Source organism: Erwinia sp. AC075 (genome assembly GCF_979253995.1).
The window spans coordinates 422,916-446,032 of the sequence record NZ_CEEDEU010000001.1 but is presented as its reverse complement, the minus strand read 5'-3'; the positions used below and the strand labels follow the sequence as shown (position 1 = coordinate 446,032).

Here is a 23,117-nt window from a genome sequence, read left to right as displayed (position 1 = left end):
TACCTGTAATTACTCGGTTTCAGTCCAGTAAGTGCCCGTTGGTGGCACCGCCAGAAACTGCTGATACAGCTGTTTCTCAGTAGCGGCGACATCGAGGTCAGCGAACTGCTCGGGGTAGAACCATTTGGCAAACGCCTGGATAGCCAGGATGTTATACGGCGAATTGTAAAAATTATGCCAGATAGCGTAACTGCGTCCTTCTTTCACCGCATCCAGCTGGTTAATGCCCGTGCGTTTCAAAACGGTGGCCAGACTGGATTGCGCTTCTTGTTGGCTTACCTGCGCGCCAAGCTTAATGCCCGGTCCGGCAGCACCCGGCGCTTTACCGCCGCTGGCGATATAAATCTTCGGCTGGCTGGCGATCACCTTTTCCAGGTTAACGGTACCCAGCGGGCCCGGCAACAGGTCGCGGGCGATATTGTTGCCGCCGGCGAGGTCAATAAAGTCGCCCATATTGCCTTTTCCTGCGGTACCGCAACACTCGGGCATCGAGGCCGCGCGCAGCTCAATAAACACCGAAGGCTTGTCGGCCGCCGGGATTTTGCTGGTGATGTCGGTCACCCGCTTAAGGTTCTGCTGATAGAAGTTGATGTAGTTCTCAGCTTCCTTTTCGCGGTGCAACACTTTGCCCAGCACCCGCATGCTGGGCACGGTATTTTTAAGCGGATTTGCACGGAAATCGATAAACACCACCGGCACACCGGCGCTTTCCAGCTGACTGACCAGCTCGCTGCTGCGGCCCGGCCCATGGCCGGATAAGCCAAAAATGGCCACGTCCGGGTTCAGCGTCAGCACTTTTTCCGGGCTGATGCTGTCGGCGGTGGTGTGGCCAATCAGGGGAATATTATCAATTTTTGGGAATTTTTTGCGGTATTCCGCGTAAGTCTGGGTGTCCAGTTTACGGAAATCGCCCTGCCAACCCACGATGCGGTCAACAGGCTTCTGCCCTTCTAGCAGCGATACGGCGTAAAACAAACGCCCTTCGCCAAGCAGGATCCGGTCGGTTTTTTCCGGCAGCGTCACTTCACGTCCGGCAATGTCTGTGACGGTTGCAGCCCAACTGCTGCCTGCCGTCAGCGCCAGTAACGTCAACGATACTGCGATTTTTTTGATCACTAACCCGCTTAAATTTTCCACGCCTGATTCCTTAGCAAAGAAGAAAAAGTAACGGCGGTAACAATAAAGCAAATGATAATAGTTATCAATAATATTTGTAATAACTCCTTACAAACAAAAAAGGCGCGGGATCCGCGCCTTGTTCATTTTACGGCAACTACTTACCGGTATATTTCGGAAACTCCATTTCGCTGTATTTCACAAAACGGGTTTTCCGCGTCAGCTTGAAGCCGAACCAGATAATCAGGAACAGTGGAATACCGATGTAGGTCGCCGCCACGCCATACCAGTCAATGCGATCCGACAGGAATGCCTGATAGTTCTGCCCCAGCGTAATGATCAGGCACAGCACAAAGGCGAAGATCGGGCCCAGCGGGAAGAAGCCGGAGCGGTAAGGCAGATCGGCCAGATCAAGTCCCTGCGCAACATAGCCACGGCGGAAGCGGTAATGGCTGATGGCAATGCCTAGCCAGGCGATAAAGCCGGTCATACCCGAGGTGTTCAGCAGCCAGATATAGACGCTCTGGTTGCCAAACATCGAGGTCAGGAAGCACAGTCCGGCAACCACCGTGGTGGCGTACAGGGCATTGCGCGGCACGCCGCCGGCGGACAGTTTGCCAAAGATACGCGGCGCTTTGCCTTCGCGGGCCAGGTTAAACAGCATGCGCGTTGAGGCATACATCCCTGAGTTACCGGCTGACAGCACGGCGGTCAGGATCACCGCGTTCATTACCGCAGCCGCAGACAGTAAGCCCGCGTGTTTGAACACCAGCGTGAACGGGCTGATGCTGATATCGGTCACGTTGTTACGCAGCAGGCTTGGGTCGGTATACGGAATGATCAGGCTGATCACCAGAATCGCAAACACATAGAACAGCAGGATACGCCAGAACACCTGACGCACCGCCCGCGGGATATTTTTCGCCGGGTCTTCAGACTCACCGGCGGCGATACCAATCAGCTCGGTGCCCTGGAAGGAGAAGCCGACGATCATCGCCACCCCGATCATCGCTGAGAAACCGCCGGCAAAGGGCGCATCACCAATCTGCCAGTTATGCCAGCCCGCCGTTTCACCGCCGCGCAGGATGCCAACAATCATCAGCACACCCACCACGATAAAGACGATAACGGTCACCACCTTGATTAACGAGAACCAGTATTCCGCTTCACCGAAGCCTTTTACCGAGATGTAGTTCAGCAGGAAGATCACGCAGAGGAATAACGCGCTCCAGATCCAGCCTGGGGTGTCCGGGAACCAGTAGGTCATCACCAGCTGCGAAGCCACAAGGTCAACAGCAATGGTCACTGCCCAGTTGTACCAGTAGTTCCAGCCCAGCGCGAAGCCGAAGCCCTCTTCCACATAGTTGGCGCCGTAAGTAGAGAAGGAGCCAGAGACCGGCATAAAGGCCGCCAGTTCGCCGAGGCTGGTCATCAGAAAATAGACCATCAGGCCGATCAGCATATAGGAGAGCAGCGCGCCGCCCGGGCCCGCCTGAGAAATTGTCGCGCCTGAGGCGACGAATAAACCGGTGCCAATGGATCCGCCGATGGCGATCATCGTCAGATGACGCGCTTTTAACTCACGCCTTAGCGCAGGTTGTTCTGTTGTTTTTGTGTCCTGAACCATCTTGAAATGCTGCGTCCTTGGAAAAATGAGGCGCGATTGTAGCAAACTGACCGGTCTCGCCTAGTGATTCCGCCACGTTATAAGATAGCTTCATGATTGCCGCCGGATTATTAGTTCCAGCGTCTTTTCCCCTGAAAAAGGCAGGCCAACTGGCTTTATCCCCTGGCTGAGCCGGGGACATAAGGGAAATTTTACTCGGTACAGTAACTCAAAAAACGCAGCAGCGACTTGGACAGATGCTTCTGCTTATGGTGAATGCGGTACAGCGTGCGCTTCAGTTTGGGTAACGGCACCGGCACTTCTTTTAAGGTGCCCACCGCCAGCTGTTCGGCAATCACCCGCCGTGAAAGACAGCTGATCCCCATTCCGTGGCGGACGGCATGTTTAATCGCTTCGGAGTTACCAAGTTCCAGCGCCAGCTTGAACTGCGGCAGGTGTGACAGCAGCAAATAATCAACGATTTCGCGGGTGCCGGAACCGTGCTCGCGTAAAATCCAGGCGGCAGCCGCCAGAGTTTCCAGGGTAACCGGTTGGGCAAAGATTTCCGCATCGGGCGCGGCAAACACCACCAGCTCATCTTCCAGCCAGGGTTCACTGATGATTTCGCTCATATGGCACGGGCCTTCAATCAGGCCAATATCCACCCGGAAATCCGCTACCGCAGTGATCACATCCTGGCTGTTGCCGACGCTGAGTTCCAGCGGCAGATCGGGATAGTCCTTGCGCCAGCCGGCGAGCATGCCGGGCAGCAAATAGTTACCGATGGTGCTGCTGGCATAGACACGCAGCGCCCCATTATCCTCGCGGAACAGCTGTTCGATTTCGGTTGCCTGCTCAAGCAGCGCCACGGTGCGGGGATACAGCAGGCGGCCATGTTCATTGACCACCAGCCGCTTACCCACGCGATCGAATAGCTGTACGTTGAGCTGGCCCTCAAGATCGGCCAGTGCGGCACTCACCGCAGATTGCGACAGCGACAACACCTGGGATGCCTGGGTTGTCGACCCACTTTTCAGGACTTCGGCAAACACTTCCAGCTGCCGTAACGTAATGTGCATTGCTTCTCCTCGATCGCTGCCCTGCCCCGGCTGGCGGGTTATGCCCTTGCGTAACAGGGGGAAAGGTCATCTATCACTTATAGTGGTTAATTATAAATATATAATCAATTTCTCTTTTAAGCCACCTTTCTCCATGCTGTCCGTATTGAAAAGGAGCTTGCCATGACGACCCTGACGCTACACCACCCAAAACTTCAGCCTGGCCGTTATGCGGCCGGATTACTGTTAGCCTTAATGCTGGCAACGGGCGCAACCTGGCTGGGGACGGTGCCTTCCGTTGCCGCGCTCGGACTGGGTGCCCTGACGCTGGCTATTGTCGCCGGGATAGTCGCGGGCAACACCCTTTACCCGCGCCTCGCCGTCAGCTGCGATCCGGGCGTCATCCTCGCGAAACAGCAGCTGCTGCGATTAGGCATTATCCTTTATGGCTTCCGCCTGACGTTCCAGCAAATCGCCGATGTCGGTGTTAGCGGCGTGCTGATCGATGTGCTTACGCTGAGTTCGACCTTCTTTCTCGCCTGCTGGCTGGGACGCCGGGTGTTTGAATTAGATCGCGATACGGTGTGGTTGATTGGGGCCGGCAGCAGCATCTGTGGCGCGGCGGCGATCCTGGCCACCGAACCGGTGATCAAAGCAGAAGCCTCTAAAGTGGCGGTGGCTATCGCGACCGTGGTGATTTTCGGTACGCTGGCGATCTTTATCTACCCGCTGCTCTATCCCCTCGCGGCATCGCTGTTCACCAGCATTACGCCAGCCAGCTGGGGCGTGTTTACCGGCTCAACCATGCATGAAGTCGCGCAGGTGGTGGCGGCCGGACATGCGGTCAGCCCGGAAACGGAAAATACCGCGGTGATCGCGAAAATGCTGCGAGTGATGATGCTGGCGCCCTTCCTGCTGTTACTGAGCGCCAGAATGCGTCGCTCCGCTCCCGGTGGGAACAGCACCCCGAACCCGTTACGCTTCCCCTGGTTTGCGCTGGTGTTTATCGCCGTGGCGATGTTCAACTCGCTGCACCTGCTGCCTCAGCCGGTGGTAAACACCCTGAACCAGATTGATAATATTGTGCTGGCAACCGCCATGGCCGCATTGGGCCTGACCACCCGACTCAGCTCGCTGAAAAAGGCCGGACTGAAGCCGCTGCTGTTAGGGCTGGTGTTGTTTATCTGGCTGATGGTCGGCGGTGGCGCGATTAACCTGCTGATCCCGCATTTGTTGTCATAACTTCCCACCGTTTCCGGTTATCATTGCCCGCTCGCGTCCTTTGATGCAGCCCAATAACAGGAGAACGGCATGAAATATATCGGTGCCCACGTCAGCGCGGCTGGCGGTGTGGATCAAGCGGTGCTGCGCGCACATGAACTCGAAGCCACTGCCTTTGCGCTGTTTACCAAAAATCAGCGCCAGTGGCGGGCAGCCCCGCTGACTGATGAGGTTATTTCCGCCTTCCGTGCGGCCTGCGAGAAGTATAATTACACTTCCGCGCAGATCCTGCCGCACGACAGCTACCTGATTAACCTGGGTCACCCGGTGACCGAAGCGCTGGAGAAATCCCGCGACGCTTTCCTCGACGAACTGCAACGCTGCGAGCAGCTTGGCCTGTCGCTGCTGAACTTCCATCCCGGTAGCCATCTGCATCAGATCGAAGAGGATGACTGCCTGAAGCGCATCGCCGAGTCGATCAATATTGCGCTGGATAAAACCCAGGGTGTGACGGCGGTGATCGAAAATACCGCCGGCCAGGGCAGCAACCTCGGCTTCCGCTTTGAACATCTGGCTGCGATCATTGATGGCGTGGAAGACAAGTCCCGCGTCGGCGTCTGCATTGATACCTGCCACGCCTTTGCCGGTGGTTACGATCTGCGTACCGAAGAAGAGTGCATCAATACCTTCGCCGAATTTGAACGCATCGTCGGTTTCCAGTATCTGCGTGGTATGCACCTGAATGACGCGAAAAGCGCCTTCGCCAGCCGCGTTGACCGCCATCACAGCCTCGGTGAAGGCAACATCGGCAAAACGGTGTTTAGCTGGATGATGAAAGATGCGCGTTTTGACGGTATCCCGATGATTCTTGAAACCGTAAACCCGGATATCTGGAAGGATGAGATTGCCTGGCTGAAGTCAGAGCAGCGTTCCGCCGGGTAGAAAAGGTGGATGTCACGGAGAAGCCGATTCTCCGTGAGCCAGAAATAAAAAAAGCGCGGTCGCCCGCGCTTTTTTATTGCCTGTGGTTGAGCAATCAGGCTTTTGCTAATTCTGCCTCAGGGCGTTTCAACACCGCGTAAGACAGGCCAGCAACTGCCGTACCGATAATAATGGCCATCAGGTAACCGATCACCGGGGTAATCGCCCCTGGGATCAACAGGACGAACAATCCACCGTGCGGCGCCATCAGTTTGGCACCCACCGCCATGGAGATTGCGCCGGTCAGCGCACCACCAATGATACAGCATGGCAGAACGCGCATCGGGTCACGGGCCGCGAACGGGATAGCGCCTTCAGAGATAAAGCACAGTCCCAGAACCAGCGCAGCCTTGCCGCCTTCCTGCTGACCTTTGTTGAACTTACGACGGGCCACCAGCGTTGCCAGCCCCATCGCCAGCGGTGGCACCATACCGGCCGCCATAATGGCTGCCATAGGTGCGTAGGTCTGCGAACTCAGTAAGCCAACACCAAAGGCATACGCCACTTTGTTCACCGGACCGCCCATGTCGGTACACATCATGCCGCCGAGGATTGCGCCCAGCAGGATGGCGTTCGCCGTCCCCATGTTCGCCAGCCAGTGAGTCAGGCCTTCCATGATTTTCGCCACCGGCGTACCCACCACGTAGATCATCAGCAGACCGGTGATCAGGCTGGCAACCAGCGGGATAATCAGGATCGGTTTCAATGCTTCCATACTTTGCGGAAGTTTGAGTTTGCTACTGATAAATTTCGCGGCGTAACCGGCAATGAAACCGGCGATGATCCCGCCGAGGAAACCGGCGTTGATGCTGGTGGCCAACATACCGCCGATCAGACCCGGCGTCAGGCCCGGACGGTCAGCAATCGAGAAGGCGATAAACCCGGCCAGCACCGGCACCATCAGCGCGAAGGCGCTACCGCCACCGATCTGCATCAGTGCGGCGGCCAGCGTGCCCTGCTCTTTAAAGGCAGTGATACCAAAGGCGAAGGACAGGGCGATACTCAGACCACCCGCAACCACCATTGGCAGCATATAGGATACGCCGGTCAACAGGTGACGGTAGGCACCCGCGCCCTCTTTCTTATCGTCAGAGGAAGAAGACTGCGCGCCGCCTTTCGGTTGATACGGTTTCGCTTCCGCGACGGCCTTATCCAGTTCCTGCGCGGTTTTCTTCAGCGCCAGACCGGTTGAGGTGCGGTACATCGGCTTACCGGCAAACTTCGCCAGGTCCACTTCGATGTCTGCCGCCACAATCACCAGATCGGCTTCTGCCACTTCTTCCGGTGTGATGGCGTTGCCAGCACCGACCGAACCCCGGGTTTCCACCTTCACCCACCAGCCGCGTTTTTTCGCTTCGGTATCGATGGCTTCAGCAGCCATAAAGGTGTGCGCCACGCCGGTTGGGCAGGCAGTCACCGCAACAATACGTTTAGGTCCTTTGGTGGCGACCGCGCTGGCCGGCGTTGCCGCTACCGCTGGCGCATGCCAGGGTTTGGCGTCGGTCTGCGCTTTCGCCAGTACCGCTTCCGGCTGACGCAGCAGCTGTTCAATGTCGGCCAGATAGATGGCTTTGCCATCCAGCGAGGCGTCCGCAGGGATGTTTTTCCCGGCCACAATTACCTGGTCAGCGTCGGCCAGGTTGTCGGTCAGCGTCAGGCCTTTACTGGCCGCCGCAGCCGTGGTGATATTTTTTGCCAGATAGCCCGTTGCCAGCCCCAGCGAAGAATCTATTATCAGCAGCGTTTTCATTATGCTCTCCTGCTGTCAGTTAAATGGTTGTAGGTCGACACGCGCCATCATCGCGGCCAACTGGGTACGGTCTTTAACGCCCACGTTGCTCTGGCTGACGGCCATGGCCGCCACTGCCGTTGCCAGACGCAGCGTGTGCTCGCTGGATTCGCGCATTAACAGGCCGTAAATCAGCCCGCCAACCATCGAATCCCCGGCACCTACTGTGCTGACGACTTCACAAGCCGGTGGTTTGGCGATCCATTCGCCTGAAGCATTGACCCACAGCGCGCCTTCAGCGCCCAGTGAGATCACCACGTGGGCAATACCCTGCTCGCGCAAGGCATGCGCCGCTTCAATCACGTCCTGCAAATCTGGCAGTTTACGTCCGGCCCAGATTTCCAGTTCGCGGCGGTTCGGTTTCACCAGCCATGGCGCAGCCTTCAGTCCGGCTACCAGCGCTTCACGGCTGCTGTCAAAGATGATGCACGGGCAGTGAGTGCGCAGCGCAGTCATCCACTCGGTAAAGGCATCCGGATCCACGCCCGCCGGCAGACTGCCGCTGACGCAAACCATATCGAACTGGCCCAGCCAGGTCAGAGAGTCGGTAGTGAAACGCTCCCAGTCCTGCGGCGTGACTTCAAAACCGGAGAAGTTCAGGTCCGTCACGTCGCCATCTTTTTCCGTCAGCTTGACGTTGATGCGCGTGCGGCCTTCAACCACCTGGAACCGGTTAGCAATGCCCAGCTCGCTGAACAGGTGCTGGAAGCCATCCTGATTCTCTTTGCCGAGGAAGCCGCCGACGGTGACATCAATGCCGAGGTCCTTCAGCACCTTGGCGACGTTGATGCCTTTACCGGCAGCGTGCAGGCCGGTGGTTTTCACCAGGTTGACTTCGCCCCGCTCAACTTCCGGGGTGTAACCCACCAGATCATAAGCCGGGTTCAGGGTAATGGTTGCAACGCGTCTGCTCATGATGCGCCCTCGCCCAGACCCGCTGAGATCGCCTCACCGATGGCGGTCAGGCAGGCTTGTGCATCTTCGCCACTGGCGGTGAAGCGCAGGCGGTGGCCTTTCTTCACGCCCAGCGCAACCACTTTCATCAGGCTGCGTCCGTTAGCCGGTTTGCCGCTGCCGTCGAGATTGGTGACGGTAACATCACAATTGAACTGTTTGATGACGGTGACCAGCGCGGTACCCGGACGGGCATGCAGACCATGCTCGTTGCGAATAGTGAACTCTTCGGTCAGCACGTCGGCCTGCTCGGAGACGTCGCTGGTCAGCAAGGCCAGAATGCCCGCCGCATCCGCACTCAACAGGCGATCGGCTTTCTGCTGGATCAGCAGGTCGCTGAGGTAATTCAGCACGCTCATTGGTTTATCGTCCGCCACCGCTACGGTCAGCAGCAGCGCGGCTTTCTCGCCATCAACATCAAAGGCATTCGCCACGCGGCTCACCGCCACTGCGCTACCCAGGTTGCCTTCGGTGCTGTCGCTGAGCCAGATGCCCTGTCCCAGATTCAGCGGCTTGCCAGAAATGACGCTGCTGACAAAGCTGGCATCAACCGCGCCAGCCTGCTGCAGACGACCGGCGTTCAGCGCCTGTAACGTCATTAAGTCGCTGGCGGCCACGTCGGTCGCAATCAACGAGGTGTCGAATTTGAATTCGGTACCCTGCTTTTCGCCCATTAACAGGGCGCGCAGCGTTTCCGCAGAGTCGGTGGTTTTCAGCTCTTCAGCCACGCTGTCATCACTGAGAACGTGCGTCAGCTGGCGAAGAAGCGCCAGGTGTTCATCAGATTTGGCGGCAATACCAATCACCACATACGCGGTCTGATCGTCACCCCAGGCAATCCCCTGTGGGAACTGGAATACCTGCACACCCGTTTGCAGCACCAGATCACGCGTGTCCGTGGTGCCGTGTGGGATAGCGATTCCGTTACCGAGGTAAGTGGAAGTCTGCTGCTCGCGGGCAAGCATCCCGTTGATGTAACCTTCCGCCACATTACCGGCTGAAGTCAGTGCAGCGGCAACCTGGTGGATGGCCTCTTCTTTATTACCGGCGGTGGCACCGGGATGAATGGCGTTCAATGCTAGCTGGAACATAGTTCTCCTCTCTGCTGAATTTGAATCGTTTCAGCTAATTTGAGAAAAAAAGCGCTGTCTGTGGAGTAACAAGCTGAACAGGCAACGCTGAAACGTTTCAATGAGTTTGGTCCCGATCCTCAATGGGTTGCAAGTTTTACCGCTAACGGCGTAGCATATTTTTGATGCTACGCACACTTTGCTGACCTTTTCAGGAAAATCCAGGCGGTTGCCGTTGCGTTTGCTGACGGCTGCTGAAATCGCCATTTGCCTTAAGGAACTGAATACAAGTGGGAAGGTCCGCCAGGAACGCGTCTGGTGCAGAAAATGCGATTTTTGTCTGCGCTTTATCGGAACAAATGAAACGGCTTTTTAATTGCCTGCCCTGGGCGTAGAATTCAGCCGTTTTCCTTTAGATGAACAGGGTTTTTCATGCAAAATCCGCCGGTAAGAGTCCGCATTCTGCCCGATACTCAGTCACTTGCCTTCCTTGTTGTTGCCTTTATTACCGGCCTGGCCAGCGCGCTGCAAACCCCGACGCTCAGCCTGTTCCTGTCTGGTGAAGTCCACGTGCGGCCGTTTATGGTAGGGTTGTTTTTCACCGTCAACGCCATCGCCGGGATCTTCGTCAGCCAGCTCTTAGCGCGCTACTCCGATCGTCAGGGCGACCGCAAAAGCCTGATCCTGATCTGCTGTCTGGTCGGTGCCCTCGCCTCGCTGTTATTCGCCTGGAACCGCAACTACTTTATCCTGCTGCTGATTGGCGTGGTGCTGTCCGCCTTCGGCAGCACGGCCACGCCTCAGATGTTCGCGCTGGCACGTGAGCACAGCGATAAATTGGGCCGCAGCAGCACCATGTTTACCTCGGTGATGCGCACCCAAATTTCGCTGGCCTGGGCGATTGGCCCTCCGCTGGCCTTTATGCTGGCGCTGGGTTACGGCTTTAAGAACATGTATTTGTGCGCCGCCCTGGCCTTTATCCTGTGCGCGGTGATTGTGCGGGTAAAGCTGCCTTCGATGCGCAAAACCCGGCCGATCACCGCCACCCGGTTACAGGCTCCCCGGGAAAATCGCCGTGACAGTTTGCTGCTGTTCAGCGGGTGCACCTTAATGTGGGCGTGCAACGGGCTTTACCTGATTGCCATGCCGCTGTACGTGGTCGGCACGCTGCATCTGTCTGAGAAACTGGCGGGGATGTTGATGGGCCTGGCAGCAGGCCTGGAAATTCCCATTATGCTGCTGGCGGGTTATTACGCTAAACGTTTTGGTAAGCGCCTGATGATGCGCATTGCGGCCCTGTCTGGCCTGCTGTTCTATTGCACCACGCTGCTGTTTACCAGCGAGATCCCGCTGCTGTTAAGCCAGATGCTCAACGCCGCCTTTATCGGCATTATGGCCGGGATCGGCATGATCTACTTTCAGGATTTGATGCCCGGACAGGCTGGCGCGGCAACCACGCTGTTCAGCAACTCCACCCGTATGGGCTGGATTATTGGCGGATCGCTGGCGGGTATCGTGGCCGAAATATGGGGATATGCTGCGGTGTTCTGGTTTGCGGTAGCGATGATGGTGCTGGCCACCGGCTGCATCTGGCGGCTGAAAGAGGTGCAGTCTGCGCAACCTCAGCGGGATCCAGCCGAAGCGACGCGGCCTTAAGGTGCCGTCTGGCGCTCAAGGTCCAACAGATAGACCATCGCTTCCTGATGGCTGGTTTTACACATCTCCCGCGAGGGCTTTAATCCGGCGCAAACCGCTGGCCGTAACGGAGAGTTAAAAATCTTGCAGCGGGACTGTTCGTCTAACTGGATGCAGCGGGTATTCGCCGGTTTGCCGTTCGGCATCCCCGGCAAAGGCGATGAAATTGAAGGCGCGGTACAACAGGCCCCACAGGCAGCACGGCACTCCATTTCATATTCCCCTCAGCAATAAAGCGCGACAATAGCAGGCGGCGGTCAGGAAGGCTATTCTTTAGTGAAAGCCTGTGATGGCGCAAAGATCCGCGCTTTTTCTCCTGCATAAATCAGCTATGCACTTGCCTGAATTCTCAAGCCGGAGTAATTTGACGCGAGAATTTTTCACGGCCCTGTTATCGAGATAAAACCCATGCCAAGAGCAAATGAAATTAAAAAAGGGATGGCGGTCAGCCACAACGGCAAACTGCTGTTAGTAAAAGATATTGATGTGCAGAGCCCAAGTGCCCGCGGTGCTTCAACACTGTATAAAATGCGTTTTACCGATATCCGTACCGGGCTGAAGGTAGAAGAGCGTTTTAAGGGCGATGAGATCATCGACACCATCTCCTTAAGCCGCCGCCAGGTCACCTTCTCTTATATAGACGGTGATGAGTACGTGTTTATGGATGATGAAGACTACACCCCGTACCTGTTTAAGTCGGAGCAGATCGAAGAAGAACTGCTGTTCCTGCCAGAAGGCGGCATTCCGGGCATTCAGGTATTAACCATGGATGGCCAGATTCTGGCGCTGGAACTGCCACAGACGGTGGATATGGAAATCGTCGAAACCACGCCGGGGATTAAAGGGGCGTCTGCCAGTGCGCGGACCAAACCTGCGACCATGAGCACCGGGCTGGTGGTTCAGGTGCCAGAATACCTGAGCAATGGCGATAAAATTCGCATTCATATCGCTGAGCGTCGCTACATGAGCCGCGCAGACTAACGATGTTAACCGGCGATGCGCAGCGCATCGCCGTAATTGTTATATTATAACAAATCAATTATAGTTGACGGTGAGTTCGCCAAACTTATGTGCCGGATCCAACCAGCGAAAATCCGATCGTCCCACCCCTTTCGGCAACGCCTGATTTGCCATCAATGAAGAGGTCGTCAGTTGGTTTTTTCCCTGCCGGTAGCAGAGGCTTTGAACCTGACTCTTCCGGACAGACATATCACAGCCAGACTCCACAATTGCGCCCTGGAATGTAATCACTCCTGAGGCGGTTCTCCCCGACGTCTCCTGTGCCAGAACATGACTCGTCCATGAGGTCAAAAGCACCATCACCACAACCGATTTAATGCCGTTCATAGAAACCTCATACTGTTGTTCTACGCCTGTTGAGCGTAGCTGGGCGTTGAGATAAACAGATCGGCACTATTGGCGAAAACTTAAATTTTTTAGTCTTAAATGTCTGGAGTGAGAGATGACCCGCGTAAACCTGATCACCGGCTTTTTAGGCAGTGGCAAAACCACAACCCTGCTGCACCTGCTGGCCAATAAACCCGAAAATGAGCAGTGGGCCGTGCTGGTCAATGAGTTTGGTGAAGTCGGCATTGATGGTGCCCTGCTGGCAGACAGCGGTGCGATCCTGAAAGAGATCCCGGGCGGCTGTATGTGCTGCGTCAATGGGTTACCGATGCAGGTCGGGTTGAATATGCTGCTGAGGCAGGCGAAGCCCGATCGCCTGCTGATTGAACCGACCGGTTTAGGCCATCCCAAACAGATCCTTGATATGCTGTCCGCCGAGGTTTACCGTCCGTGGCTGACGCTGGATGCCTCTTTATGTGTGCTGGATCCTCGCCAGCTTGCCGACCCACGCGTGGTGGAAAATGAAAATTTCCGCGACCAGCTGGCGGCCGCGGACATTATCGTCGCCAATAAAGAAGATCGCTGGCAGCAGGCAGATAAAGACGCGTTGGCGCAGTGGCAGGCAGCCGATGAACATCAGCGGCCGGTTGTTACCACCCACTTTGGCAAAATTGATCACGCTCTGCTGGCCGAACCGCGCATCAATCTGCGTCAGCTGCCAGCAGGTCAGCATCACGCCCATTCGCGTTCACAACCGCAGTCGGGCCTCGCAGCGCTGGCACTGACCTCGGGCGCGCGTTGGCGGCGGTCGTTGAATGCTGGCCAGGGTTATCATGCCTGCGGCTGGATATTCGACGCGGATACGGTGTTCGACACCATCGGGCTGCTAGAGTGGGTCCGGCTGGCGCCGGTTTCCCGCGTGAAAGGCGTCATGCGCATTGCGGAGGGATTAGTCAGTGTGAACCGTCAGGGAGACGACTTTCATATCGAAACCCGCGCGTCTTCCCCACCGGACAGTCGTATTGAGATGATCCATGAAGGAGAAGCCGACTGGAATGAACTACAATCTGCCTTGTTGAAACTTCGTTTAACTTTCACGGGTTAATCTGCCCGGTTATTATTTCTTAATAAATCCTTAACACAAATGACCACTAAACGTTTACTGATGATCCTGCTGCTGAACGCGCTGGGATTTGCGCTGTTTTTCTCATGGTATCTGCCTGAAAACCATGGCTTTTGGTTCCCGATAGATAAAGACCTTTTCTATTGGTTCAACACCCATCTGGTGACCAGCAAGCCGCTGCTTTGGCTGTTGGCTATCACTAACTTCCGCGCGTTTGATGGCGTGTCGTTGTTAGCAATGGGTGCGCTTTACCTGCATTTCTGGCGCCGTGAAACGCCCGTCGGCCGTCGCCGCCTGTTGGCGATCGGCATTGCGATGCTTATTTGTGCCGTGGTGCTGAATCAGTTGGGCCATTTAATTCCGGTTTCCCATCCCAGCCCGACCAAATTCTTCCCGGATGTGAATCACGTGTCGAAATTAACCGGCATTCCGGCGAAAGATGCCTCGGCAGATAGTTTCCCTGGCGATCACGGTATGATGCTGATGATATTTGCCTGCTTTATGCTGCGTTATTTCAGCCGCAGGGCATTTATGCTTGCCGTGGCGATTGTGCTGATCTTTGCCGCGCCACGGATCATGATTGGTGCGCACTGGTTTACCGATGTGGTAGTCGGTTCGCTCTCAATCGTGCTGGTGGGCATGAGCTGGTGTCTGATGACGCCGTTAAGTGACTTTATTGTAAATGCGTTATATCGCCATTTGCCGGGTAAATATAAGCCTGCTCAGTCATCTTCTTAGCAATAACGCCAGCCGTTAATGGGATATCAGGAAATCGTCCTGCCATTAACGGCTTAAAAAATCGTTAGCATCCTAATTAAGTGCCACTCAAAAGATTTCATTATGGTTACTGCCCTCTTAAAATGGTGACTTAACGCCATTGTCCAGCGTGATTAATCTCACTTTTTTGGCAGTGACTTTTTTTTACCCAATTTTTCTCATATTTCCCTCAAGTTTTCCTCACGATTGTCGATATTGTAGGCGCATTCTTACATTTCTGTTTCACATCATAAAATCCTATAAAAAAGTCGCTAAAACCCCTCGCCACGGGGCTTGTATTCGGGTAACCTCAATTTCCATTAGGCTGCATTCGTAGACTAATTCCAGGATTTACACTCAAAACTGTGCGCTTTTCCACAATTTCGGGTTTCAGGAATTGTCTTAGACTGTTGCGCTAATTAATCTCGTTCCGTTTTATCACTTATCTAGCGACCTCGTCGTTAAGGACCTCAAGGGATCACAAACATAATGGTCAAGTCTCAACCAATACTGAGATATATCTGGCGGGTGTTACCCGCGGTCGCGTTAGCGACAGTTTTATCAGCATGTAGCTCGACGAATACCAGCAATAATGCACAAACTGATACTCATGCAGTTAAGGGCCAGAACGGCTTTTTACTTCAAGCGTCTCAGGATGAATTCGAACAGATGGTCCAAAATGTGGATATCAAATCCCGCCTGATGGATCAGTATGCAGACTGGAAAGGCGTTCGCTATCGCCTTGGCGGTACCAGCAAGCGCGGCATTGATTGTTCGGCATTTGTACAGACCACCTTCCGTGAGCAGTTTGGACTCGATCTGCCTCGTTCAACTTACGAGCAGGAAGACACCGGAAAGAGCATTAATCGTGGCAAGTTACGCCCAGGAGATTTAGTACTGTTCCGCGCCGGTTCCACCGGACGCCATGTCGGTATCTATCTTGGCAACGATAACTTTGTACACGCATCGACCAGCAGCGGCGTGATGATTTCGAATCTGAACGACAGCTACTGGAAGACGCGGTATCGCGAAGCTCGCCGGGTCCTTAGCCATATGCCTGGCTGATTTCAATCCCTTGAAGTCCGCGGAAAAACGAGATAACAGAACGCTGCTTCGGCAGCGTTTTTTTTGGTTTACAGGGACATAAAAAACGGCGCTCCCCGGAGATCCCCACAATGCCACTGACAAAAACGATAACGCGGCATGTGACCAATCCGCGCAAGATTGCCCAGTTTAGTGCCGCTATTGGCGTCATATTATTTTTTCTCTTTACTGTCATTACCCTGCTTTTGCTCTGGCACCAGCGCGCCAGAAATCATGACCGGCTGGCCAGCGAAACCCAAAATTACGTCATTCATTCTTTAACGGAGCTGCGGCAAACGCTGGCACCGTTACTCTCAGTCACCACCCTTTCCTGCCCTGCGGTAAACAGTACGCTGACGCAGAAGGCCGCCTTTGCCGGTAATATCCGTGCCATTTTACTGGTCAGTCATAATATCGCCTTTTGCTCTTCCGCGACTGGCACCATGCAGGTCGCCGTTTCCCGGCTGTCACCCGACACGCAAACCAGTCACGCGTCAGATATCCAACTCCTTGCCGACACGCCAATGGTGCCCGGTAAACCGGCGATTGCCTTGTGGTTAAAAGGCCCAGGCGCGCAGGGAAGTGGTGTCCTGACCACGCTAAATATTAACCTCACCGATTATCTGCTGATGGCCGCAACGCAGCAGGAAGTCAGTGGTATGGCCATCGTGGCAGGAAATAACGCGCTGACCACCTGGCAGCGACGGGTCATTTCGGTTAAAAACCTCCCCGCTTCCCCACTTAAAACCATCGCCATTCCTGGCTATGACATGACCCTGCTGCTGTATGGCAAAACCTTGCCGGCAAAGGATATCAATCTGATCCTGCTGGCGGGGTTACTGCTGGGTCTGCTCGGCGGCAGCGGCTGCTTCCTGCTGATGACGCTGAAAATAAAGCCCGGCAAGGAGATCCTGCTGGGTATTAAGCGCGGTGAGTTTCATGTGGAGTATCAGCCGGTGGTCGAAGTTTCCACCGGCAAAGCAGTAGGACTGGAAGCGCTGCTGCGCTGGACGCACCCAACGGAAGGCCCTATCTCGCCAGATACCTTTATCAGCTATGCCGAAGGGAAAAATATGATTATCCCGCTGACCCGTCATCTGTTTCAGCTGGTCGCCAGGGATGCGCACAAATTTCGCCATGCGGTGCCTGCCGGCGTGAGCCTCGGATTAAATCTTTCTCCTAAGCACCTTATTGATGCCGGTTTTATTCAGGACGTGAAAAACTGGCTGGCTTCGATGCCCGTTAACCACTTCAGCTACATTTTCGAAATTACCGAACGGACGATGGTGGAAAAGAATAATGCTGATGAAGTGTTCGACTGGATCCACCAGCAGGGGATCCGCATTGCCATTGACGACTTTGGCACCGGGCACAGCGCGTTAATCTATCTGGAACAGTTTAAGTTCGATTATTTAAAAATCGATCGCGGCTTTGTGCAAAGTATTGGCCTGCAAACCGTTACCTCACCGGTATTGGATACCGTATTAACGCTGGGCAGAACGCTTAATTTACGCACCGTTGCCGAAGGGGTGGAAACCCAGCAGCAGGTCAGGTGGCTGCTTCAGCACGGTGTCACCTATATGCAGGGGTTTTATTTCAGCCGCCCGCGTACGGTTTCCCAGCTGATTGAATATTTTAATGAAGAGCGGGCGCGGGGGCCTGTGTCCCTGCCGGCCAACGACTGTCTGGAAGCGTAAAGAGCGGGATTTACGCATTGCTTCGCCTGTTCTCCTGCTGCTACGCTTGCACAGTGCGTTTTTTTTCTCCCGGAGCCGAATAACACCATGATATTGCGCTGGTTTACTTTTTTACTCTTCAGCGTGACGGCTGCCGTCGCCCAGGCTGAAAATATCAATGAGAGTTATGCCTTCGCGCAACTCGGTGAACCCAAATACGCCACCGACTTCACCCACTACGACTATGCCAATCCTGCTGCGCCCAAAGGCGGCAGCGTCACGCTGTCGGCGATTGGCACCTATGACAACTTCAACCGCTTTGCGATGCGCGGCAATCCCGGTGCCGGTACAGACACCTTATATGATTCCCTGTTCACCACCTCCGATGATGAAACCGGCAGCTATTATCCGTTGATTGCCGAGTTCGCCCGTTATCCGGATGACAGCCGCTGGGTGGAAGTGACGCTGAACCCACAGGCGCGATTCCAGGACGGATCGCCGATCACCGCCGACGACGTTGCCTTCACCTTTCACAAATTTATGACCGAAGGCGTGCCGCAGTATCGCGTGTTTTATAAAGGCGTGACGGCGAAAGCCATTTCCCGCCTGACCGTGCGCTTTGAACTGCCTGAAAGCGATCGCGATAAAATGCTTTCCCTGCTCTCGACGCCGGTATTTCCAGAGAAATTCTGGAAGGATCACAATCTGGGCGAACCGCTCGCCAGCCCGCCGTTATCCAGCGGCCCTTATCGCATTACCGCGTATAAAGTGGGCCAGTCGATCACCTATTCTCGCGTGAAGGATTACTGGGCCGCCAATTTACCGGTGAATAAAGGACGGTTTAATTTCGATACGCTGCGCTACGACTATTACCTTGATGACAACGTGGCCTTTGAAGCCTTTAAAGCCGGTGCCTTTGATTTTCGCACCGAAGGGTCGGCCAAAAAGTGGGCAACGCAATATCGCGGCAAGAACTTTGAGAATCACTTTATTACCAAAGACGAACAGCCGAATGATGTGGCCACTGCCAGCAGCTGGCTGGCGTTTAACGTGCAAAAACCGCAGTTCAGCGATCGTCGGGTGCGGGAAGCGATCTCCCTCGCCTTTGATTTTGAATGGATGAATAAAGCGCTGTTCTACCATGCCTATAACCGTACCAACAGCTATTTCCAGAACACCGAATATGCCGCGCGAAACTATCCGGATGCCAAAGAGCTTGAGCTGCTGGGCCCCTTAAAAGGCAAAATACCGGATGAGGTGTTTTCGCAAATTTATCAGCCACCGAAAACCGACGGCAGCGGCTATGACCGGGCGAATTTGCTTAAGGCGCTGGCGCTGCTGAAACAGGCCGGCTGGGAGCTTAAAAATCAGAAGCTGACCAATGTGAAAACCGGCAAGCCCTTTAACTTTGAACTGTTGCTGCGCAGTGGCGGCAACGATCAGTGGGTACTGCCTTTCCAGCATACCCTGAGCAGATTGGGCATCACGCTGAACGTTCGCCAAGTCGACAGCTCGCAGTATCTTGCCCGCCTGCGCAAAAGTGATTTTGATATGCTGCCCTCGCCCTACCCGGCGATGACCTTTCCGGACAGCAATCTGCAATTCTACTGGGCGTCCTCTTTTATCAGTTCCAGCTATAACCGCCCGCATGTGATGAACCCGGTACTGGATGGGCTAATCGCCCAGATTAATCAGCATCAGGGTGATCAAGCGGCACTTCTGCCGTTGGGTCGCGCGCTGGATCGGGTGCTGACCTGGAGTTATTACATGATCCCGATGTGGTATAACGCCACCAACCGGTATGCTTACTGGAATAAGTTTTCAATGCCATCGACCCGCCCGACCTATTCTCTGGGCTTCGATAACTGGTGGTATGATGTGAACAAAGCCGCGCAGCTGCCGGCCCAACGTCGTTAAGGAGTCAGGATTGGGCGCTTATTTACTCCGCAGACTGCTGCTGGTGATCCCCACGCTGTGGGCGATCATCACCATCAATTTCTTTATCGTGCAGATTGCGCCCGGTGGGCCGGTCGATCAGGCTTTGGCGAATATTGAGTTTGGCCAGACCACCGGCATGCCGGGCGGCAACAGCGGTGAAAGTCAGAGCCGGGCCAAACTCAGTGCCAATCCCGGTGACAGCCAGTATCGCGGCTCGCGCGGCTTAGACCCGGAAGTGATCGCTGAGATCACTAAACGCTACGGGTTTGATAAGCCGCTGTATGAACGCTACTTCACCATGCTGTGGAACTATGCCCGCTTTGATTTTGGCGACAGCCTGTTCCGCAGCAGCTCGGTGCTCCAGCTGGTCAAGGACAGCCTGCCGGTCTCCATCACCCTCGGGTTATGGAGCACGCTGATCATTTATCTGGTCTCCATTCCGCTGGGGATCAAAAAAGCGGTGCGCAACGGCAGCGCCTTCGATATCTGGAGCAGCACGCTGATCATTATCGGCTATGCCATTCCCTCCTTCCTGTTCGGTATTTTATTGATCGTGTTGTTTGCCGGCGGCAGCTATCTGGACTGGTTCCCGCTGCGCGGCCTGGTGTCAGCGCAATTTGATTCGCTGCCGTGGTACGGCAAGATTGGCGATTATCTCTGGCATATTACGCTGCCGGTGATTGCCACGGTCATTGGCGGCTTTGCCACCCTGACCATGCTGACCAAGAACTCATTTATGGATGAGATCCGCAAGCAGTATGTGGTGACCGCCCGAGCCAAAGGGCTGGATGAAAAGAAAATTCTCTATCGCCACGTGTTCCGTAACGCCATGCTGCTGGTGATTGCCGGTTTCCCGGCCACCTTTATCAGTATGTTTTTCACCGGCTCGCTGTTAATCGAAGTGATGTTCTCACTCAATGGCCTCGGCCTGCTGGGCTATGACGCCACTATTCAGCGCGACTATCCGGTGATGTTTGGCACGCTGTATATTTTCACGCTGATTGGCCTGCTGCTGAATATCCTTAGCGATATCACTTATACGCTGGTCGATCCGCGCATTGATTTTGAGGGACGATAATGAGCCGCTTAAGCCCCGTTAATCAGGCGCGCTGGGCGCGATTCCGTCATAACCGCCGCGGTTACTGGTCGCTGTGGATTTTTGCCGTGCTGTTTGTGCTCTGCCTGGGTGCCGAGCTGCTGGCCAACGACAAGCCGCTGCTGGTGCATTATCACGACCGCACCTATTTCCCGCTGGTCATCGATTATGAAGAAACCGATTTTGGCGGCCCGCTGGCCACCGCAGCGGATTATCAGGATCCCTGGCTGAAGTCGCGTATTGATAAGGAAGGGTGGGCGATTTGGGCGCCGATCCGCTTCGGTGACGGCACCATTAACTTTGCCACCACGGTGCCCTTCCCTTCCCCACCTTCAGCGCAGAACTGGCTGGGCACCGACGCCAACGGCGGCGATGTGCTGGCGCGCATCCTCTACGGTATGCGCATCTCCCTGCTGTTTGGCCTGATGCTGACGCTGATTTCCAGCGTGATTGGGGTGATTGTTGGCGCCTCGCAGGGCTATTACGGCGGCAAAGTGGATTTATGGGGCCAGCGCTTTATTGAAGTCTGGTCCGGGATGCCAACGCTGTTCCTGATTATTCTGTTGTCGAGCGTCATCCAACCGGGTTTCTGGTGGCTACTGGCAATTACGGTGGTGTTTGGCTGGATGCAGTTGGTGGGCGTGGTCCGGGCGGAATTTCTGCGCACCCGCAACTTCGACTACATTCGTGCTGCGCAGGCGCTGGGCGTCAGCGACCGTAAAATCATGTCGCGCCACATGTTGCCCAACGCGATGGTCGCCACGCTGACCTATCTGCCGTTTATCCTCTGTGGCTCGATCACCACGCTGACCTCGCTGGACTTCCTTGGCTTTGGCCTGCCGCTCGGTTCGCCTTCGCTGGGTGAACTGCTGTTGCAGGGCAAAAATAATCTGCAGGCGCCCTGGCTTGGCATCACCGCCTTCTTCTCGCTGGCGATCCTGCTATCGCTGTTAATTTTTATCGGTGAAGCGGTTCGCGACGCCTTTGACCCCAGTAAGGTGTACTGATGACGCTGCTGACCGTTAAAAATTTAAGCATTGCCTTCCGCCAGGCGGGCGTTGACCGCCAGGTGGTCAGTGACCTGTCGCTGTCGGTGGATGCTGGCGAAACGCTGGCGCTGGTCGGCGAGTCGGGGTCCGGCAAAAGCGTGACCGCACTGTCAATGATGCGTCTGTTGCCCACGCCGCCGGTAATTTATCCGCAGGGGGAAATCCTGTTTAACGGCCAGGATGTGCTGAAGGCCGATGAACGCACGTTGCGCGGGCTGCGTGGCAACCGCATGGCGATGATTTTTCAGGAACCGATGATCTCGCTGAACCCGTTGCACAGCATTGAGAAACAGCTGTACGAAGTGCTGTCGCTGCATCGCGGGATGCGTAAAGAGGCGGCGCGCGCGGAGATGCTGAGCTGTCTCGATCGGGTTGGCATCCGCCAGGCGGCGAAACGGCTGAATGATTTTCCGCACCAGCTTTCCGGCGGCGAACGTCAGCGCGTGATGATCGCCATGGCGCTGCTGACGCAGCCACAGCTGTTGATTGCCGATGAACCGACCACCGCGCTGGATGTGACCGTGCAGGCGCAAATCCTGACGCTGCTGCGCGAGTTAAAGCAGGAGCTGAATATGGGCCTGCTGTTTATTACCCATAATCTGCGGATTGTCCGGCAGCTGGCAGACAATGTGGTGGTGATGCGCAACGGCCAGGCGGTGGAAACCAATAGCACCACACAACTGTTCAGTGCGCCGCAACATGCCTATACCCAGGCGCTGCTGAACGCCGAACCGGAAGGTCGACCGGAGCCGGCAGACGTCGATGCCAAGCCCTTGCTGCGGGTTGAAAATTTGCGGGTGGCCTTTCCGATTAAACAGGGCTTTTTACGGCGTATCACCGGCTACCATCATGCTTTGAAGTCGTTAAGCTTTACCCTGCGGCCCGGCGAGAGTCTTGGGCTGGTTGGCGAGTCTGGCTCCGGTAAAAGCACCACCGGGCTGGCGCTACTCCGCCTGATCCAGTCCGAAGGTGAGATCTGGTTTAACGATCGGCCGCTTCATCAGTGGGATCGTCGTCAGATGCTGCCGGTTCGTCGTCAGGTGCAGGTGGTTTTCCAGGATCCCAACTCGTCGCTGAATCCGCGCCTTGACGTGCTGCAGATTATTGCCGAAGGCTTGCAGGTGCATCATCCCGATCTGAACGCGGCCCAGCGCGAAGCCAGAGTGATTGCGGCGATGGAGGAAGTGGGGCTGGATGCGGAAACGCGCCACCGCTATCCGGCAGAATTCTCCGGTGGCCAGCGCCAGCGCATTGCGATTGCCCGCGCGCTGATCCTTGAACCGCAGCTGATCATTCTGGATGAACCGACCTCTTCCCTCGATCGCTCGGTGCAGAAGCAGATTCTGGCCCTGTTGAAAAAACTGCAAAACACCCACCGGCTGGCGTATATCTTTATCAGCCACGATTTACAGGTGGTGCGCTCGCTCTGTCATCAGGTGGTGGTGTTGCGGGAAGGAGAAGTGGTGGAACAGGGAGAGTGCGAACAGCTGTTCGCTGCCCCGAAAGCCGACTATACCCGCCAGCTGCTGTCACTGGCCTGAGTCACTCTCTGCCTGATA

20 protein-coding genes are annotated in these 23,117 nt (G+C 55.4%); 12 read left to right on the top strand and 8 right to left on the bottom strand.

Annotation, left to right across the window (positions count from 1 at the left end):
- Positions 1-9: 9 nt before the first annotated feature.
- From AC0IXH_RS02085 to yieE, 3 genes are all read right to left on the bottom strand, one after another.
- Positions 10-1,137 carry an ABC transporter substrate-binding protein gene (locus AC0IXH_RS02085; RefSeq protein ID WP_346594079.1) on the bottom strand — a complete coding sequence of 376 codons (1,128 nt, stop codon included), beginning with the start codon at positions 1,135-1,137 and terminating at the stop codon, positions 10-12.
- A gap of 136 nt (positions 1,138-1,273) precedes the next feature.
- Positions 1,274-2,743 carry an amino acid permease gene (locus tag AC0IXH_RS02080; protein WP_013203012.1) on the bottom strand — a complete coding sequence of 490 codons (1,470 nt, stop codon included), beginning with the start codon at positions 2,741-2,743 and terminating at the stop codon, positions 1,274-1,276.
- Between the two features lie 191 nt (positions 2,744-2,934).
- Entirely contained in the window at positions 2,935-3,801 is an 867-nt protein-coding gene (gene yieE / locus AC0IXH_RS02075) for a DNA-binding transcriptional regulator YeiE (protein WP_013203013.1), read from the bottom strand.
- Positions 3,802-3,963: 162 nt separating this feature from the next.
- On the opposite strand from yieE, the gene AC0IXH_RS02070 reads away from it, so the two are divergent.
- Both AC0IXH_RS02070 and nfo read left to right on the top strand, forming a co-directional pair.
- Entirely contained in the window at positions 3,964-5,022 is a 1,059-nt protein-coding gene (locus AC0IXH_RS02070) for a YeiH family putative sulfate export transporter (RefSeq protein WP_471719867.1), read from the top strand.
- 69 nt (positions 5,023-5,091) lie between these two features.
- Entirely contained in the window at positions 5,092-5,943 is an 852-nt protein-coding gene (gene nfo, locus AC0IXH_RS02065) for a deoxyribonuclease IV (RefSeq protein ID WP_013203015.1), read from the top strand.
- 94 nt (positions 5,944-6,037) lie between these two features.
- Here nfo and fruA read toward each other — a convergent pair whose 3' ends face one another.
- From fruA to fruB, 3 genes are read right to left on the bottom strand one after another with little or no spacing between them, the layout of a single operon-like run.
- Positions 6,038-7,732, bottom strand: coding sequence for a PTS fructose transporter subunit IIBC (gene fruA / locus AC0IXH_RS02060; RefSeq protein WP_013203016.1), 1,695 nt, complete (start codon positions 7,730-7,732; stop codon positions 6,038-6,040).
- Between the two features lie 15 nt (positions 7,733-7,747).
- Positions 7,748-8,686 carry a 1-phosphofructokinase gene (gene fruK / locus AC0IXH_RS02055; protein ID WP_013203017.1) on the bottom strand — a complete coding sequence of 313 codons (939 nt, stop codon included), beginning with the start codon at positions 8,684-8,686 and terminating at the stop codon, positions 7,748-7,750.
- A complete protein-coding gene (fruB, locus tag AC0IXH_RS02050) occupies positions 8,683-9,816 on the bottom strand; it encodes a fused PTS fructose transporter subunit IIA/HPr protein (RefSeq protein WP_013203018.1) in 1,134 nt (377 codons plus the stop codon). Before fruB ends, fruK begins: the two co-directional genes overlap by 4 nt.
- A 411-nt stretch (positions 9,817-10,227) precedes the next feature.
- On the opposite strand from fruB, the gene AC0IXH_RS02045 reads away from it, so the two are divergent.
- Positions 10,228-11,451: a sugar efflux transporter gene (locus tag AC0IXH_RS02045; RefSeq protein ID WP_471719866.1), complete on the top strand. Its 1,224-nt coding sequence runs from the start codon at positions 10,228-10,230 to the stop codon at positions 11,449-11,451.
- Here the strand turns inward: AC0IXH_RS02045 and AC0IXH_RS02040 are convergent.
- Positions 11,448-11,702: a YkgJ family cysteine cluster protein gene (locus tag AC0IXH_RS02040; RefSeq protein ID WP_053144197.1), complete on the bottom strand. Its 255-nt coding sequence runs from the start codon at positions 11,700-11,702 to the stop codon at positions 11,448-11,450. The genes AC0IXH_RS02045 and AC0IXH_RS02040 overlap by 4 nt on opposite strands.
- 196 nt (positions 11,703-11,898) lie before the next feature.
- On the opposite strand from AC0IXH_RS02040, the gene yeiP reads away from it, so the two are divergent.
- On the top strand, positions 11,899-12,471 hold the full coding sequence (gene yeiP, locus AC0IXH_RS02035; RefSeq protein ID WP_013203021.1) for an elongation factor P-like protein YeiP: 573 nt from the start codon (positions 11,899-11,901) through the stop codon (positions 12,469-12,471).
- Between the two features lie 54 nt (positions 12,472-12,525).
- On the opposite strand, the gene AC0IXH_RS02030 is transcribed toward yeiP, so the two are convergent.
- Positions 12,526-12,837, bottom strand: coding sequence for a hypothetical protein (locus AC0IXH_RS02030; RefSeq protein WP_049789611.1), 312 nt, complete (start codon positions 12,835-12,837; stop codon positions 12,526-12,528).
- 115 nt (positions 12,838-12,952) lie between these two features.
- On the opposite strand from AC0IXH_RS02030, the gene AC0IXH_RS02025 reads away from it, so the two are divergent.
- From AC0IXH_RS02025 to yejF, 8 genes are all read left to right on the top strand, one after another.
- Complete coding sequence (locus AC0IXH_RS02025; protein ID WP_013203023.1) at positions 12,953-13,942, top strand: CobW family GTP-binding protein; 990 nt, start codon at positions 12,953-12,955, stop codon at positions 13,940-13,942.
- A gap of 39 nt (positions 13,943-13,981) precedes the next feature.
- Positions 13,982-14,698 (top strand): phosphatase PAP2 family protein, encoded by a 717-nt coding sequence (locus tag AC0IXH_RS02020; protein WP_471719865.1) that lies wholly within the window; start codon positions 13,982-13,984, stop codon positions 14,696-14,698.
- Between the two features lie 507 nt (positions 14,699-15,205).
- Positions 15,206-15,781 carry a bifunctional murein DD-endopeptidase/murein LD-carboxypeptidase gene (gene mepS / locus AC0IXH_RS02015; protein ID WP_013203025.1) on the top strand — a complete coding sequence of 192 codons (576 nt, stop codon included), beginning with the start codon at positions 15,206-15,208 and terminating at the stop codon, positions 15,779-15,781.
- Between the two features lie 110 nt (positions 15,782-15,891).
- Complete coding sequence (locus tag AC0IXH_RS02010; RefSeq protein ID WP_471719864.1) at positions 15,892-17,496, top strand: cyclic di-GMP phosphodiesterase; 1,605 nt, start codon at positions 15,892-15,894, stop codon at positions 17,494-17,496.
- Between the two features lie 87 nt (positions 17,497-17,583).
- The gene (locus tag AC0IXH_RS02005; protein ID WP_471719863.1) at positions 17,584-19,392 is read left to right on the top strand and encodes an extracellular solute-binding protein; all 1,809 of its coding nucleotides are present in this window, start codon (positions 17,584-17,586) and stop codon (positions 19,390-19,392) included.
- Positions 19,393-19,402: 10 nt separating this feature from the next.
- On the top strand, positions 19,403-20,491 hold the full coding sequence (locus AC0IXH_RS02000; protein WP_013203028.1) for a microcin C ABC transporter permease YejB: 1,089 nt from the start codon (positions 19,403-19,405) through the stop codon (positions 20,489-20,491).
- The gene (locus AC0IXH_RS01995; protein WP_346594066.1) at positions 20,491-21,516 is read left to right on the top strand and encodes a microcin C ABC transporter permease; all 1,026 of its coding nucleotides are present in this window, start codon (positions 20,491-20,493) and stop codon (positions 21,514-21,516) included. The genes AC0IXH_RS02000 and AC0IXH_RS01995 overlap by 1 nt, the downstream gene beginning before the upstream one ends.
- Positions 21,516-23,099 carry a microcin C ABC transporter ATP-binding protein YejF gene (gene yejF / locus AC0IXH_RS01990; RefSeq protein ID WP_053144208.1) on the top strand — a complete coding sequence of 528 codons (1,584 nt, stop codon included), beginning with the start codon at positions 21,516-21,518 and terminating at the stop codon, positions 23,097-23,099. The genes AC0IXH_RS01995 and yejF overlap by 1 nt, the downstream gene beginning before the upstream one ends.
- Positions 23,100-23,117 lie beyond the last annotated feature (18 nt).

Excerpts from the sequence above, each read along its gene's own strand:
- AC0IXH_RS02080 (WP_013203012.1), bottom strand. The coding sequence starts at position 2,743 with ATGGTTCAGGACACAAAAACAACAGAACAACCTGCGCTAAGGCGTGAG.
- yieE (WP_013203013.1), bottom strand. The coding sequence starts at position 3,801 with ATGCACATTACGTTACGGCAGCTGGAAGTGTTTGCCGAAGTCCTGAAA.
- AC0IXH_RS02070 (WP_471719867.1), top strand. The coding sequence starts at position 3,964 with ATGACGACCCTGACGCTACACCACCCAAAACTTCAGCCTGGCCGTTAT.
- nfo (WP_013203015.1), top strand. The coding sequence starts at position 5,092 with ATGAAATATATCGGTGCCCACGTCAGCGCGGCTGGCGGTGTGGATCAA.
- fruA (WP_013203016.1), bottom strand. The coding sequence starts at position 7,732 with ATGAAAACGCTGCTGATAATAGATTCTTCGCTGGGGCTGGCAACGGGC.
- fruK (WP_013203017.1), bottom strand. The coding sequence starts at position 8,686 with ATGAGCAGACGCGTTGCAACCATTACCCTGAACCCGGCTTATGATCTG.
- fruB (WP_013203018.1), bottom strand. The coding sequence starts at position 9,816 with ATGTTCCAGCTAGCATTGAACGCCATTCATCCCGGTGCCACCGCCGGT.
- AC0IXH_RS02045 (WP_471719866.1), top strand. The coding sequence starts at position 10,228 with ATGCAAAATCCGCCGGTAAGAGTCCGCATTCTGCCCGATACTCAGTCA.
- AC0IXH_RS02040 (WP_053144197.1), bottom strand. The coding sequence starts at position 11,702 with ATGGAGTGCCGTGCTGCCTGTGGGGCCTGTTGTACCGCGCCTTCAATT.
- yeiP (WP_013203021.1), top strand. The coding sequence starts at position 11,899 with ATGCCAAGAGCAAATGAAATTAAAAAAGGGATGGCGGTCAGCCACAAC.
- AC0IXH_RS02030 (WP_049789611.1), bottom strand. The coding sequence starts at position 12,837 with ATGAACGGCATTAAATCGGTTGTGGTGATGGTGCTTTTGACCTCATGG.
- AC0IXH_RS02025 (WP_013203023.1), top strand. The coding sequence starts at position 12,953 with ATGACCCGCGTAAACCTGATCACCGGCTTTTTAGGCAGTGGCAAAACC.
- AC0IXH_RS02020 (WP_471719865.1), top strand. The coding sequence starts at position 13,982 with ATGACCACTAAACGTTTACTGATGATCCTGCTGCTGAACGCGCTGGGA.
- mepS (WP_013203025.1), top strand. The coding sequence starts at position 15,206 with ATGGTCAAGTCTCAACCAATACTGAGATATATCTGGCGGGTGTTACCC.
- AC0IXH_RS02010 (WP_471719864.1), top strand. The coding sequence starts at position 15,892 with ATGCCACTGACAAAAACGATAACGCGGCATGTGACCAATCCGCGCAAG.
- AC0IXH_RS02005 (WP_471719863.1), top strand. The coding sequence starts at position 17,584 with ATGATATTGCGCTGGTTTACTTTTTTACTCTTCAGCGTGACGGCTGCC.
- AC0IXH_RS01995 (WP_346594066.1), top strand. The coding sequence starts at position 20,491 with ATGAGCCGCTTAAGCCCCGTTAATCAGGCGCGCTGGGCGCGATTCCGT.
- yejF (WP_053144208.1), top strand. The coding sequence starts at position 21,516 with ATGACGCTGCTGACCGTTAAAAATTTAAGCATTGCCTTCCGCCAGGCG.